This is a genomic window from Halorhabdus rudnickae, from assembly GCF_900880625.1.
In the GTDB taxonomy this organism is placed as follows: Archaea; Halobacteriota; Halobacteria; order Halobacteriales; family Haloarculaceae; genus Halorhabdus; species Halorhabdus rudnickae.
The window spans coordinates 114,589-128,186 of sequence record NZ_CAAHFB010000002.1 but is presented as its reverse complement, the minus strand read 5'-3'; the positions used below and the strand labels follow the sequence as shown (position 1 = coordinate 128,186).

Genomic DNA, 13,598 nt, shown 5'->3' with positions numbered 1-13,598 from the left:
AGGTGAAGGAGTACACGAGATGACACTCTCCGAATCAGCCATCCGCGAGCACTACCGTCGCGCCAAACCCGTCTACGAGGCGCTGGCGACCGTCGATGACTACCCGACTATCGGGCTGAACGACTTCGTCGGGTGGTACATCAAACAGGACTACAACGATGTCGAGGCGATCAAGGCCGGGTATCCGCAGCGTGGGCGGGTTGCCCGCCTCGATCGTGACTACGACGAGATCCACGGCCGCCTCGAACGGGCCCTCTATGCCGTCACCACCTACAAAACACCGACTGCCTTCCAGCGGTGGGAACCCTGTCGCTACGACGAGACAGAGGGAACGACTGTCTGGCAGGATGATCCCCCAACCCCAGGATATGCCGATCTTCGGGCGGTGCCCGCCTGGGGCGATATCGATCTCGCCGACGACATCAAGCCGCAGCGCGGCGACCTCGATGCCGAGACGCGTGCCCTCGTCGAGCGAACGCTCGACGCCTACATCGACGAGTATGCGACCCTCTATGGGTCCCGGGACGCGGTGTATGCGCTGGATTCCGTCGGGGGTGCGTACGTCTTCGGGGCCCCGGGGGCCACGCTCCCGATTGCGGACCTCTTCAGCGACGATCCGGAAGCGCTCGAACGGGTGTTCGACGAATTCCTCGACCGCTCGAACGCGTGGCTCCAAGAGGCAGAGGCCCGCGTGAACGAGCACGTTGACGGCGCCGGCGATGTCATCCACCCCGACTGGGTGAACAATAAGAACCGCCAGTACAAGCCGCCGCTCTCGATCCACGCCGACCACGATGCCGTCGTCACCCCTATCGCGACCGACGACGTCAGCTACGAGCTACGTCCGTTCGAGACCGTCGACGACACCCTCATCGAGGCGGCAGTCAGCTGGGCCAACGACCTCACGCGGGTTGAGCACACGGACTGCGTCAGCTCGCTGGTCGCGACGCTGTGGCCGGACCTGTACGAGGACCACGACGGATGGGAGGCCACGCTGGAGGCCTGGGTGGAAGCGGAGCGTGAGCGGGAACGGAAGCGGCAGCAACAGCGTGAGGCAGCACTCCAGCGGCGCGAAGAACGGCTGGAGGAACTCGATGGGACCCTCGAAGGCCACCCCGTTACCCCCTTCAAGGAAGACGTCTACGAGGCCGTCGAGAACATCGACATCACCGAGATCGCCCGCCACTACGCGAGTGATGCCTACGATACGGATCCGAACCAGCCGCGGCCCCAGTTTGACCCGTGCTGGCGCCACAGTGAGAGCGGCCAGTCCTGTTTCGTCGACGAGCAGGCCAACACCTTCGGCGATTCGAAGGTGAACGCCGGCGGTGGGCCGGCGAAACTGATGGCCCTCGCGACGGGAATCCTCTCCGACGCCGATGCGGACCTCGATGGGGAGGACTACTGGACTGCCGTCGACGAACTGCGGAGCGCCGGCTACAACATTCCGGTGTGGATTCCAGAGGCCGGGGCAGAACGCGTCGATGGCGGGACCTACGACCAGATGCCCTTCTGGGCCGTTCGAAAAGCGGCTGTTGCGCTCGAGGTTTGTCCCGAAGACGCGTTTGTCGATCGCGAGGGTGAGGATGGAACCTACGAGGGATTCCCCGGCTATGAAACCTACAACGAGACATTGGCAACCATCGAAGAAGCGGGCCTGAACCACGGCCGAGACCGAATCACACCCGAGGAGGATCCAGCTGACAGTGAATCGGAGTCACCTGCCGAGTCTCCTACAAGCGATGAATCAGCGGGCGACCTGGACCGGGCTCATCTTCGCGAAAAGAACCGGCTGTTGACAACGAAGATCGACCGTCTCGAGTCTAAACTGGAGGAGAAATCGGAGCGAATCGAGGATCTGGAAGCGGAGGTTGACCAGCTCCGAACGGAGCTCGCCACCGTCCGTGCCGAACGCGACCGACTGGAGGTTGCTCTCGAAGAACGCCAGTTCGAGCAAGAGTCGAATCAAGAGGACCGGGACGAGAACCAGTCCTCTCTTGACAAGGCAAGACGGATCCTTTCATTCGATGAATAGACTTCTCACTCTCCCTGTTGAAACCCGCAGTGGCTGATGGTCTGTTGAAGCCGTACTGCAGATAGCACGCAATTTCAGCACGGAGCTGGTGAGTGTGGAGTGTGATAGCCGGTAATTGCTGTTAGGACGAACAGATGACGGAAATATACACTGCTAAGGTTTTGCTCAGTATTGGTCTTCTTCAGACCACTCGAGGACAGTGAAAATGGTGAAAACGAGGAAGAGCAAAGAAATACTGGCAATGTTCTCATCGAAGAACGCCTTCGGATTTCCGTGCATAATGCGATTCCTATGTTGGACAAAGTAGTCAACGTGTTCATCAATATCACTCCATTCTAATCCTTTAAAATCACGCTCAATCTCATTATAACACTTCTTGAGTGAGGGGATGCGCTTTTCTATCTCAAAGAATCCGTTATCATTTGGCTCCATTTCATCACGCTTGGTACAGAGATGAGTCATCAGCCCATCTTGAACGCTGATGAAGACGAAACAGGATAGCATATACTCACCCTCTTGGTAGGCATTATACCCACGCTGTAATCTATCTTGGAGGCCCCCCTATCTCTTCGTCTTTATAATCATCCAATTCATCAATAAACTTCACCAATACTCTCTCCCCCTCGTTCAGTGAAATCTTGTCGATGTGTACTTTCTGGGGGTCATACCCCTCTGGAGGTTCGAGTTCTTGAATAGCTTCCCTCAACTTTTGGTTCACAACATCTTGATAACTTGATAGCGACGAGAGGATAGGCGAAAGGTCTATTCCAGCAGTGATATCGATAGGTCGGAAGGATTTACCTATTTGTTCGATCTCCTGTGAAACCCCACTCTGAATCAAGGCGTCGAACGCTTTTCTACCCGGAGACTCTCCCTCAAATTCATCTGGAGGGGTCGTGAGTTCCGTCTCCTCAACATCCGACCCCAAATAAACGGTTCCCACAAATTCTCGAATCTCTTTCTTGACCTCATCAATTGAACGAGTACTATCTGATGCAATAGACTCGGCATCCTGTTCCTCAACAAAAAACCGGTATCCAGTATTGTAGGCCCTTGCAGACACCTCTTCGGGTGGGGAATTAAATATTATCTGCGCGATAATCATCGCTTCCCGGGCCTCTTCCTCATCTATATCGAGTTCATCGGAGACCTTGTAGATAGGATCATAATCACGATGCATTCTTCCGGCTTCTCGGACTATTTGGCACCAGTCAAAGTCAACACAGGCGGTTGCACGTTCACCATATCCCGTAATCTTCTCGTAGGCTTCTTGCAGGTCAGACATTCAATCACCTCGACATTCACAGTTGATCGACTTCAGAATAAGGGTAGAAGGGGGTATAGAACGTAGATGGGTGAGTCACCAACGAATCCCTGCCTCACGGTTCGATGGCTGTTCCACCATCCGAATAGATATCCAGTATTAACAGTGGGGTCCTAACGGAGCGCTACAGTAGGTGGTGCCCGTGTGACTCTGTATACAGCACGCTATTCCTATCATTTTTCATCATTTCAAAAGATTCCCTTCACTCTAATAGCCCGATAGGACAGCCGGACACCAGCTTCGACCTATCCTAGACACCAAGTTTGACAGGAGGCGTGCTGAGTCCGCAAATCGCAGGACGGCAGCACTAGACAGCAGACTCACGAACGAAGGAATTCCCGGACAGCCCACGAAATCTGGTGTCAGGTGTCGCTGTCTTGCGATTTGGAGGAAAATTCGGCCACTAGACAGCAGGAAAATCAACCGATATGTGGTGGGGGTGGCCGCCCAAAGTTCAGTTCGCGGCCACCGGGGCCGAGGTGCCAGGCCGCAGGCCAAGCGAGACCGAGATGCCACCCGGACGATGGCGTGGGGCGTGGAGGGTGAGAGCAGGTCGACGTAGTGACAGCGGGTAGGTGACTGTAGCAGCTGTTTTTCAGCGCCCCGGAATGGATGCGGGGCGGTTCGTGTGCTGCCCCCTGATTCGTATGTCCGACCCAGATAGATACGACGATACGGCAGACGATCACGAACGATTCGAGCGGGAACTACTTGCGCAGGATCGGGATACCCGGCGAGTGTCGACAGCAGATCTCGACGACGAGACGGCACAGGACCTCGTCCGAGAGCTGCTCGATGCTGGGACGGTCACGCCGGTCGTCGACGAGCGGGTTCTCGTACACGAGCCCAGCGGCACGGCGTTCGAATCGATGTGGCAGCTCGCCGTCTTCCACGAGGGCTGGACAGCAGCGGTGGACGCCGGCGAGGGGGCCGAATGAGCCAACAGACGCTGGCCGGCTGTGCCTTCTGCGAGGCTCCACCCGGGACAGAGACCGGGACTGCCTACACGTGGGGGAAAGAAGAGCGGGTTAGCCACCCGATTTGCGTCGACTGTGCGATTCAGGAGACGCTGAATCCCGACGAACGTGATCAGTACGCCTGTGACAGCTGTGGCCTCATCGTCGACGCGCTCGCAGCGCTTACGCGGTTTCGAATCGAACTCGGCCATCTCGAAGGCCCGATACAGGTCTGTGCGCGGTGTAGTCCAGGTGGGCCGGCAACGTACTGGACCCGCGACCTCGAGGAGCATCTCGTTGCGACGCCGACAGAGTGACCCAAACACTCTTTACTGTTTCGCTGTAAACTGTAATCAAGAACGACCCGTGTCACGCACTTCAAATCGCGCCGACGGCGACATCGTCCGGGACTTCCTCTCGGTCGCAGACCTGCTCGAGGAGCCACAGCTGGCCCAGCTGTACGCCCACCTCGCTCGGGAGGGTGAGGTGACCGTCCAGGACGTGATGGACGACCTCGAGCTCGCCCAGGGAACAGCCTACAGCTACGTCAACAGGCTCGTCGACGCCGGCGTCGTCGACGTCACCGACGAGGAGCAGCCTCGGCGGTACGCCGCCCGGGAGATCGACCTGACTGTAACGACCGCCGCGGGCGACCGCGAGTATACGATCACGCCGGCGCTCATCGACGCCGTTGGCCGCCGCGAGACGGACGCGGATATTGACACGTACATCGACCGTCACGGCGTCGCCGGCCTCGCGACCGCGCTCACCTACGCGGTTGCGCGGGAGCGTGGGGAGGTGACCCACCGGCTGATGGCGGAGGATCTGGACATCTCGCCGCTGGCTGCGGAGATGATCCTCCAGGCACTCCGGCCCGTCGTCCACGAGCACTACGACATCGAGGAGGCAGGGGCAGGACTCGACGAGTTGGACATCGACGACGGCGACGCAGCTGACGACGCGTGAGCCGGCTCCACATCGCCGACACCGGCCTGTTCGTCGCGATGGGGCAGCCGTCGAACAGCCGGTACCAGGCCGTTCGGCGGTTCGCTCGCCGGAACGAAATCATCTTCGTCCTTCCCGAACGGGTGTACGAGGAGCTCACCGTCGACGATCCCGATGTCGAGAAGGTGCCGATTGACACCGCGATCGGTGAGGGGTGGGCGACGGTTGCGGCTCCGCTGGAGTTCTCCGAACCGATCGTCTCGCGGACGATGGATGGCGTCCAGCGGTATATCGCGAACGCCGACGACCGCCCTGCTGACGAGGTTGAACGGGCGGACCCCTCCCTTGCTGCGCTAGCTGCTCAGGAGCTCAGTGCAGGGACAGCAACCGAGGTCTACATCTACACGACCGATATTGCGGCTGGGGAGGGGGCTGAGACCGTCCTCGCGAGCGAAGGGTACGGGGACTCGGTGACGTACGTGAACGGCTTCCGGTTGATCAAGGACCTGGTCGCCGGCGACAGCTGACGGGATTCAAGCCTGATTCGCGGGGAGAAGACACTCGAAAGCCCTCGGCCGCTCGGCATCCCGCGACCACCGCTGCGCTCCTCGTCCCTGCGGTGCTTGCGGGGTCGGGGGACGGCCGAGGCGGCCTCGCCCTTTCTGAGTCCGCCAGGACGGTAGCTGGGTCGCCGAGTGCCGCGGCCGGCTGGACAGGTGTGTTCGTACCGGCCCGCCCCGCTCGCCGCTGCCGCCCTCCGCGTCGCTCGCGACCGACCATTCCGGGCTGCCTGCCTGCAGTAGCGGGCGGGCTGCCGGGCTAAAGTGAATGTGCCCTCGGCGCCAGCGGGTAAGCGCGAGGGGTTGCGCGGCGTGGCTGCTCACCCCCCACGCTTACTCCGCTGGCCGCTCGCTCCGGGCGGGTCGGCGCGCGGTGCTGGTTGGGGTCGCCGCACTCGGGCGCGCTCTCGCTCGCGCCCGGTAGGGCGCTCGCGAAGGCGCGAGCGAGAGCGCGCAGTCGGTGCTGTCGGACGTCGACATCGTCGGAAAACCGCGATGCTAGGGACATCGCGGTGGCGGCGCGCGAGCGCCTTCGGAGCACTGAGACTCCAATGTCTAGTAACAACTCGAGTCGCAAGGTCGTTACGGTGGATGAACAGGCATTCGAACGAACCGAAGACGCCGGCGTCGACGAGGAGGGCTTCGAGGTCGTCGACGACACCCCGGAGTTCCGGGCGACGGTCCAGCAGGAAAAGCAGGCCAAGGTGGATTCGAACCACCCAGATGGCATCGTCCAGGACTTCTCGCACCTGCCCCTCAAGCAGGAAGAGAAGATTCGAGCCCGAGAGGCCGAACTGGAGCACATCAGCGCCCAGGCGGAACTCGGCACCCAAGACGGGCGGGCGAAGCGAACTCGTGAGGTCGTCACCGAACAGCGGCAGCGCAAGCGGGAGGAGCGCACTCCGGAGCGGACGGATCCGCGCGAGCGCCTCTCCCGGATGGAGCTGGCGAAGGTGAACCAGGAAGCAGACCGGATGGCACAGCGGCTTCGCACCGGTCACAGTCGGGCGGCCGTCTCGCGGGCGCTCGCAAAGCGGGTCGCCAAGGGACAGGACATCACCGAAGCAGTGTTCGACACGATGGACGCGCTCAAGGCGGCCCCCGGGGCGATCTGCCCGATCGAGGACGTCCCGGACGTGCAGACCGACGAGGTGAGCATCGAAGGAGAAGTCGTCCAGCTCTGGGATGCTTCCAGCCCCAAGATCGCTCAGGTGGGCTTGGTCGCGGACGATACCGGGAAAATCAAGTTCACCTCGTGGAAGGCCAGCGAGCCGGCCTTCGTCCAAGAAGGTGACACCGTCCGGATGCGGGCGGTCAAGAAGAACTGGTACGAGGGACGGTGCTCACTCGCCGTGACCTACGACAGTATGATCGTCTTCCCAGAGCGCGACCGTCGCTGGTGGGAAGAGTAGGGGGCTGAGTGCCCTCTTTTTTCGTGTGTGCCGGACCGACCCAGGCCCCGCCGCCCCGCCCACCGCTCCGTGCTCGCTCCCTGCGGTCGCTGCGCGCGCAGCCACAACCTCGGCAGGGGCCATAATCTGTACGTCCACCCCAGTGCGCGGCTTGACATATTGATCGATTCCGAGTGTGTTCTGGACTGCAAGCGAATACACCTCTCAATTAGTGCTACTACCAGCTGCGGGAGCGGTTTGTCAGCCGGCAGCTATATCTCCGATAACCGTCTTCAGCGGTGGGTGGCAAGGACACCACCTTCCTACCCCACTATGACCGAAAATACGAAAACCTGCCTGTAAACGGTATCTCATTCGCCTCCACGAAACCCATCGAACGACTGATTTCCTGGTCGCTGAGGCACAGCGATTGCTCTGAATACTTAGAAAGACTTGCTGCCCACGCCCCGTGCTTGAAAGCCTTATCTGTAGGAAAATCAGCCCTATAGGACCCAATAATCGTGTTATCACTTTCACTCTGTTTCGCGAGTGTTTAACTATCAAGCAACCGTACCTATCCATGTCTCCCATCAGAACACATCTGGAGATAGAGTACAGATGATTCCGGACGACATTATACACCTCGTGGATGGTGCCATCCTCAGTCGAGTCGTGACTACACCACACCTACTGAACTTAATGAGGACTCGCTAAAATGCCGATTCCTGAAAGCAAATTTAATGACTGGCATGGTACCGGGGCTGATAAGGGGTCGGCTGATGCACGGGATAAAACTCGCCGTGCTCTAATGAGCGAACGCTCCCCTCTGGAACAAGCGGACGAAGACTACGAGGTCTATTTACAGGGTTCATATGCAAACACAACACACACACGAGGGTCGAGCGACGTAGACGTCGTCGCGAAAATCACGTCTGCATGGCGCTCCGATCTTGAGGAACTCAGTGAAGAGGAGGAGGAACGATACGATGAGGATCATGATGATGCCGATTATGATCATCGTGATTTCTACGATGATGTGCTGAAGGCACTCAGGATCAAGTTTGGTCGTTCGGCTGTTACTCCCGGTAATAAGGCAATCAAGATCGACAAGGACGAAACATCACTACTTGACGTCGACGTTGATGTGGTCGCGTGCGGTGAGTACCGTGTCTACCGGACATATCCCGAAGGCGGCGACGACGACGCAGAAATCGACAAGGGAATGCACTTTATGCCGCAGAACGGCGACAATCGTATAATCAACTTTCCCAAGATCCATCGGGAGAACGGAGAGGATATGCACTCAAACTACAAAGAGACGGTCCGTATATTCAAGAACGCACGGTATTATTACAACAACCACTTCGATACGCTTTGGACGATTGATGCTCACTCGTACGGAATCGAGTGTCTCATATACAACGTTCCTGAGAACATCTTAAAGCGAACCAGTCGATCAGACCGGTTCGACGAAATACTCACCCACTTAGAAAACGCGGACTTCTCAAGCTTCGATCAGGTTTCCGAGATGGAGCCTTTATTTGGAGATAGCAACACTCAATGGAACACTGATGAGGCAGATGAACTCATAAACCGCCTCCGAGAAATGTGGGAAGACTGGTACGACAAGAAGAAAAATGCACAACTTTTCCACTGACCAAGCGAATCGCCATCAGCGGTACATCCTAATCGGTATCCTTACTGCTGTAATCTATCTGGGCGGAATCAGTGTTTTTGGTCCTATAGTCGGGTTCTCATTGGGTATTGTCTCGTCATTACTATACATCGGATTCACAAGGTACCTCTGGAAATGGGAGTGGTTACACGATAAGGGACTGGTCGCTGTTCCAAACTTGAATGGATCATGGGAAGGATATCTGTACACGTCCGCCGACGCGGATCTCATTCCCGACGAACAAATTGTTGACGAGGGACGTCAGGTTGAGGGGCTAACAAAACAAGAAACCAGTATTGAGATTAATCAGACGTGGGATAAGATACGTGTATCCTTGAATGGACCAGAGTCGCCCTCACACAGCCGAGCAGCGACGATTCTAGTTAAAGAAAAGGCTTGGCCGACACTCTCGTATAACTACTGGAATGATGGGAGTACCACCAACGAGGAGCTTGATCCGCATTATGGGACTGCTATCTTAGAATACGATGAGGGCCAAGACAAACTTGAAGGCAAGTACTACAACCGACCGGATCAGCGAGGAACCCATGGAATACTGGAACTGTATAGAGTGAACTGAGCAGTCACCCTGATTTCACGAAGTACATTTCTCCATAGTTCTCACGGCCAGGGCCTGTGTAATAGAACCCCTCTAGTACTGTTTCGTCGGAGTCTGTTTTTAAAGCTAAGTCAGCGGTTCCGTAGTGTCTTGTCATCGAAGAGGCTGAATCTGGGTCTGGATCGTTCTCATACTGGTAGTTGAGGCTCGGCCAACGCCCATCTTCAGTCAGTACGGTTGCGCCAGTACTGTCTGACTCGGAATTATCGGTCTCCAGGTGGATGCTAATTTTTCGCCATGTCTGGGTAATTTGCAGTGTCGCAGCGACCCGCTGCATTTCCGCATTCGGGTCGTTCGACGCGTGAAGCGCATCATCCGGAATCACTCCTTCATACGAGGTTTTTACGTATCCCGTCCACTCGCCGTTGAAATCAGGAACTTTTGACGCTCCTGTTGCGCGGGCGATTCCGGTCTTCCAGATGAACCGACTGAATGTCGCTGTAAGAAGAGTGAATCCCACACCCCATGAGATCGTAATGCCCGCGACTGCGGGTATTACTGCACTAAGCGTTGTTGAAAGCCATCCCACGGCAAGGGCGGCTGCATAGGCTGCGAATCCAAGAATACCGTATACAGTCGGCCTATTGTCGTTGTCCGTTGAGTAGGTATGCATCGCTACTAATCCTCTTCATAGAAGCGTCTGGCCTCTGTGATGAACGCTCTGGCGTGTTCGACATCCCACTGGGTCGTCTCGTCACCAAACAACGGTTGCATCCCATGCTGTACGGTATAGTCAGGGAATCCTTCTTCAGCGTCGGCTTCGAGTTCATCGAGAATTCCTTCAACTCGATCGCGAATATCATCCGTTGCTATTGTAGCAGTCTCAACGTTTGAGAGGAGACACTCGATGAAGTAGGACGCAGCGTTTTCCTTCTCAATAGCGCCGTTCTCTGCGAGTGTATTTCTGAAGTTCTTGAAAATACGAATCGTTGGTTTGTAATTTCCATTTGTATATTCGTTGTACCTAGTGCCCATAATTCGATGACGGCGTGGGAAATTGATGATCTTCGTCCCGTCTGGAGACCAGAATACAATTCCTTTCATGTGGTTTCCTGGCTGGCGTGACCAAAATCGTCGATACTGGAGACAAGGAACGACATCGGCCCCAAGGGGCAACTCATCACTATCCACTTCTATTGCCTTCTCACCACGTTCGACATTGCGTGTCCCGTATTGGGCTTGTAGGGTTCGATACACGCCTTCGGCATGCTCCTCGAACATCTGCTGTGGATTTCGATCGGGGGCATGGCTGACAGCGTGATCAGGGACGTGTGAGAAATCCCCATGGAAAGTGTCCGTCCGAATAACAAGGATATCTACGTCACCAGAATTGTACACCATAGTCGTGTTCCGGTACGAACCTTGGAGGAGGGTGGCGAATTCTAACCCTTCACTGACACCCTGGAGCCCGCCTTCTTCTAGATCATCCCGGAGTTCGCGATTAGTATCTCGGGCTTCTTCTTGATTTGCAGTTTCCGAGTGTGTCCAGCGGTTAAGTTTTGCACGAGATATCATTGTGTAGCCAGATGTGCCTAGATGTTATCATACTCCCGAATATCCGCCAACAATAGTGAACTACTGCTTCAGGCTGGCGAGCTCTTTGTTCTCCAAGGAAAGAAACTCTGTGACGTAGTCTTCCAGCGTTGGGTTTTCAGTTGCAAAGAACTTCACAGTCCGGAATATCTCCCTGCTAAACCGCTCATAGAGCCCTAGTATATCTGGATCGAGAAGCTCAGGATGAGATGATACCAGTTCCTTTTGAGTCGAAGTCTGGATACGATACGCGAACGAGAGATGCGCATTCAAACCCAACAAAAACACTGACAAACTGGACTGTCGACCCTGTTCGGATTGAGCAATATTCTCCACACCCACGGTCGAGAAGTCAAAGTTCAAGAGATGATTCTTGTCTAACATCAACTCGTCTGGTTGTATATTGTGCTCGCTGTTTACCAGACCAATGATACGGATAAGGCAAGGAATACACTCACCACAGTTGTATGGGTGTCCGTCAGCGTTCTTTCCCTGCGACAATTCACGTGGATGGGGACAAGTTCGAGTAAAGAAGATATCCTCTTTGTTTGGGATACAGTCGACGACCTCCTTCTTCGTGTAACCAAGGAACGGATTGGTGATTTCCACCTTCCGGTCCGGAAATAGTTCCTCAAAAATTCGATTCAAGCTCTTAACGAACAGTGGATGGACCGTGCGAGTCGTCGTCCAGCCGGATTCCAGCGAGGAGAATCGTGAGAGGACACCATTCTCGGGGACATAAATATCATCAACATCGAGAGCTACCGCGACAGCGGCGGCGAAGGCGAAGTACATGAATGACCGAGTGAACTGCGTATCTTCGTATGCAGAGAACTCCTCGTCGACACCAACTGAAGTAAGATTACCATCGAAGAGATGGTCAAAATTCCGCACTAGATGGCCGACGTTTCGACCATGATCCACACTGACAAAATGAGGATTGTGGCCCTCATCAGCGAGGTGAAATCGGCCACCCAAACTATCTAATCCGCCAGAAAAAAGTGCGACAGAATCAGGCTCAGGCAACTGATCACGATTTCTACCATCGCTCTCATCAATGGACTGATCCGCGTCTATCGCATCGATGAACCGATATTGAAAGTTATCACGCGAGATGAAGCTAACAGCGTGATTCAGTTCAGACTCCAACGGTTGCCATTTCTCCACGTCGACAACAGGGTACAAAATCTGTATCTGCCGTGATTTCAGCATTTCCTCCCCATCATCTTTCGCACCAGTTGGCCCTCGCTTCACTAAACGGTCCGCAGCATACGTACCGAGTGCAAGCTCAACCAACGCCGTGACTGTTGGAGGAGGACTGTGGCCGAACAGATCATTGAGAACCTTCTTCTTGTACTTTATTAGACGACCACCTTCCGTTTCGGTCTCGGTCCGATAATCGTCGACGACTATGGTGTAGTCCGAGTCTGCTTCGCTAAGGGTCGATCCGGTCCCGGACTTAATCAGAAATCGCTTAGTTCCCTTCAAAGTCCTCGTCCTCCCACGCCTCAATCATCTCATGCATAGTATGCCGAATCATTTCCTCTACGTCCTCATGCTCTAGTAACTCCACATCGGCATCTTCGAAAATCGGTGCCAATTCGGGTTGATCCTGTATTTCTTCGACCAACTCATCCGCCCGGTTGGCACACTGATCTCGCAGTTGTTCCTCAAATTCCTCCAACTCTTGGTCAGTCTCAACGTTCTGGCTGAAATGGAGTTGAAGGGCGGAGTCTGACTCGGGATCATTTGTAGCTGCCTCAATTTCCTCGTTAAGCAGTTGAAACAGATACTCCCGAAAATATACTCGGAAAAATCCTTCAACGCCATGGGCCTCTACGAACTCGTCAATATTATTCTGAATCTCGGTGTCGTTCAAGAGCATCAGCTCCTTCGGTCATAATGTCACCCATCGCACTTTCCATTGCTCGTTCTGCGGACCCTGAGAAGGCTCGGTCTGTGCCCTGAGATCCATCAGCAAGGCCTCGACTGGCAGCCTCTTTTGAGGCTTGCTCAACAACGGCTTCAGAGGCGCCTGCTGCAACGACCTCTTTTGCAACTGAGGCACCGACATCCCTAGTGGCAGACTCAACACCGTTTTGATGGCTTTTTATTACGAATTCAGAGCCGTATCGGACCGCTAGATATGCTGGAACTTTAGCTGCGCCGTTCGGTTGAGCAGCCAGAATCACCTTGAAATAGATTTCACTTGCTCTGGCAGCATCTTTATCACCCGCAGCATCAGCTAACTCGCGTTTCGCGTCTTCATAACCAGCGTTGGATGCCCCGGATCGGTTCCGGGTTGCCGTTCCCATACAACATTATTCCCATTCTGTATTATAATTCTAATTACTGGGCAGCCTCATCGGTATAGTTCAGTGAAATACGCCGGTTAGACCCACATACACCGAGGTCAAAGTCTTATCTCCGGTGCGTCAGTTGCTGTGGACCTAATAGTTCGGCTTCGACTTTCGACCCCCGACGTGTAGAGTCAAGAGTCTGTTGTCCCCTCAATGGGTGAGGGGCTCGCTGTACTGGCGAGTTCCGGAAGACGGTGAGA

Annotated in this window: 15 protein-coding genes; 8 read left to right on the top strand and 7 right to left on the bottom strand. The window is 55.5% G+C overall.

Translation table 11 applies throughout. The features are described from left to right. The first annotated feature begins 19 nt into the window (after nt 1-19). Complete coding sequence (locus BN2694_RS12045) at nt 20-2,035, top strand: hypothetical protein (protein WP_135665815.1); 2,016 nt, start codon at nt 20-22, stop codon at nt 2,033-2,035. A 165-nt stretch (nt 2,036-2,200) separates the two neighbouring features. On the opposite strand, the gene BN2694_RS12040 is transcribed toward BN2694_RS12045, so the two are convergent. Together BN2694_RS12040 and BN2694_RS12035 are read right to left on the bottom strand one after the other, a co-directional pair. Further along, nucleotides 2,201-2,467, bottom strand: a complete 267-nt coding sequence (locus BN2694_RS12040; RefSeq protein WP_135665813.1) for a hypothetical protein — start codon at nt 2,465-2,467, stop codon at nt 2,201-2,203. 112 nt (nt 2,468-2,579) lie between these two features. Further along, nucleotides 2,580-3,320 carry a hypothetical protein gene (locus BN2694_RS12035; protein ID WP_135665810.1) on the bottom strand — a complete coding sequence of 247 codons (741 nt, stop codon included), beginning with the start codon at nt 3,318-3,320 and terminating at the stop codon, nt 2,580-2,582. A 686-nt stretch (nt 3,321-4,006) separates the two neighbouring features. Between BN2694_RS12035 and BN2694_RS12030 the strand changes: the two genes are divergently transcribed. The 7 genes from BN2694_RS12030 (at nt 4,007) to BN2694_RS11995 (ending at nt 9,466) form a co-directional block, all read left to right on the top strand. Beyond that, nucleotides 4,007-4,297 carry a hypothetical protein gene (locus tag BN2694_RS12030; protein ID WP_135665808.1) on the top strand — a complete coding sequence of 97 codons (291 nt, stop codon included), beginning with the start codon at nt 4,007-4,009 and terminating at the stop codon, nt 4,295-4,297. Then, on the top strand, nt 4,294-4,632 hold the full coding sequence (locus tag BN2694_RS12025) for a DUF7558 family protein (protein ID WP_135665806.1): 339 nt from the start codon (nt 4,294-4,296) through the stop codon (nt 4,630-4,632). The genes BN2694_RS12030 and BN2694_RS12025 overlap by 4 nt, the downstream gene beginning before the upstream one ends. Nucleotides 4,633-4,681: 49 nt before the next feature. Continuing rightward, nucleotides 4,682-5,281 carry a DUF7437 domain-containing protein gene (locus tag BN2694_RS12020; protein WP_135665804.1) on the top strand — a complete coding sequence of 200 codons (600 nt, stop codon included), beginning with the start codon at nt 4,682-4,684 and terminating at the stop codon, nt 5,279-5,281. Continuing rightward, nucleotides 5,278-5,787, top strand: coding sequence for a hypothetical protein (locus BN2694_RS12015; protein WP_135665803.1), 510 nt, complete (start codon nt 5,278-5,280; stop codon nt 5,785-5,787). Before BN2694_RS12020 ends, BN2694_RS12015 begins: the two co-directional genes overlap by 4 nt. Nucleotides 5,788-6,371: 584 nt before the next feature. Beyond that, nucleotides 6,372-7,232 carry a DNA-binding protein gene (locus BN2694_RS12005; RefSeq protein WP_135665800.1) on the top strand — a complete coding sequence of 287 codons (861 nt, stop codon included), beginning with the start codon at nt 6,372-6,374 and terminating at the stop codon, nt 7,230-7,232. Nucleotides 7,233-7,926: 694 nt separating this feature from the next. Beyond that, entirely contained in the window at nt 7,927-8,868 is a 942-nt protein-coding gene (locus tag BN2694_RS12000; protein ID WP_135665798.1) for a nucleotidyltransferase domain-containing protein, read from the top strand. Then, nucleotides 8,849-9,466 carry a Cap15 family cyclic dinucleotide receptor domain-containing protein gene (locus BN2694_RS11995; protein ID WP_210408971.1) on the top strand — a complete coding sequence of 206 codons (618 nt, stop codon included), beginning with the start codon at nt 8,849-8,851 and terminating at the stop codon, nt 9,464-9,466. The genes BN2694_RS12000 and BN2694_RS11995 overlap by 20 nt, the downstream gene beginning before the upstream one ends. A 4-nt stretch (nt 9,467-9,470) precedes the next feature. On the opposite strand, the gene BN2694_RS11990 is transcribed toward BN2694_RS11995, so the two are convergent. The 5 genes from BN2694_RS11990 to BN2694_RS11970 are packed head-to-tail and all read right to left on the bottom strand — an operon-like array spanning nt 9,471 to nt 13,353. Then, the gene (locus BN2694_RS11990) at nt 9,471-10,118 is read right to left on the bottom strand and encodes a Cap15 family cyclic dinucleotide receptor domain-containing protein (protein ID WP_135665796.1); all 648 of its coding nucleotides are present in this window, start codon (nt 10,116-10,118) and stop codon (nt 9,471-9,473) included. Between the two features lie 5 nt (nt 10,119-10,123). Further along, a complete protein-coding gene (locus tag BN2694_RS11985; protein WP_244605441.1) occupies nt 10,124-11,020 on the bottom strand; it encodes a hypothetical protein in 897 nt (298 codons plus the stop codon). A 60-nt stretch (nt 11,021-11,080) separates the two neighbouring features. Further along, a complete protein-coding gene (locus BN2694_RS17435) occupies nt 11,081-12,526 on the bottom strand; it encodes a hypothetical protein (RefSeq protein WP_210408970.1) in 1,446 nt (481 codons plus the stop codon). Continuing rightward, nucleotides 12,513-12,923 carry a hypothetical protein gene (locus tag BN2694_RS11975; protein ID WP_135665793.1) on the bottom strand — a complete coding sequence of 137 codons (411 nt, stop codon included), beginning with the start codon at nt 12,921-12,923 and terminating at the stop codon, nt 12,513-12,515. Before BN2694_RS11975 ends, BN2694_RS17435 begins: the two co-directional genes overlap by 14 nt. Further along, nucleotides 12,892-13,353, bottom strand: a complete 462-nt coding sequence (locus tag BN2694_RS11970; RefSeq protein ID WP_135665791.1) for a hypothetical protein — start codon at nt 13,351-13,353, stop codon at nt 12,892-12,894. The genes BN2694_RS11975 and BN2694_RS11970 overlap by 32 nt, the downstream gene beginning before the upstream one ends. Between the last annotated feature and the right edge of the window lie 245 nt (nt 13,354-13,598).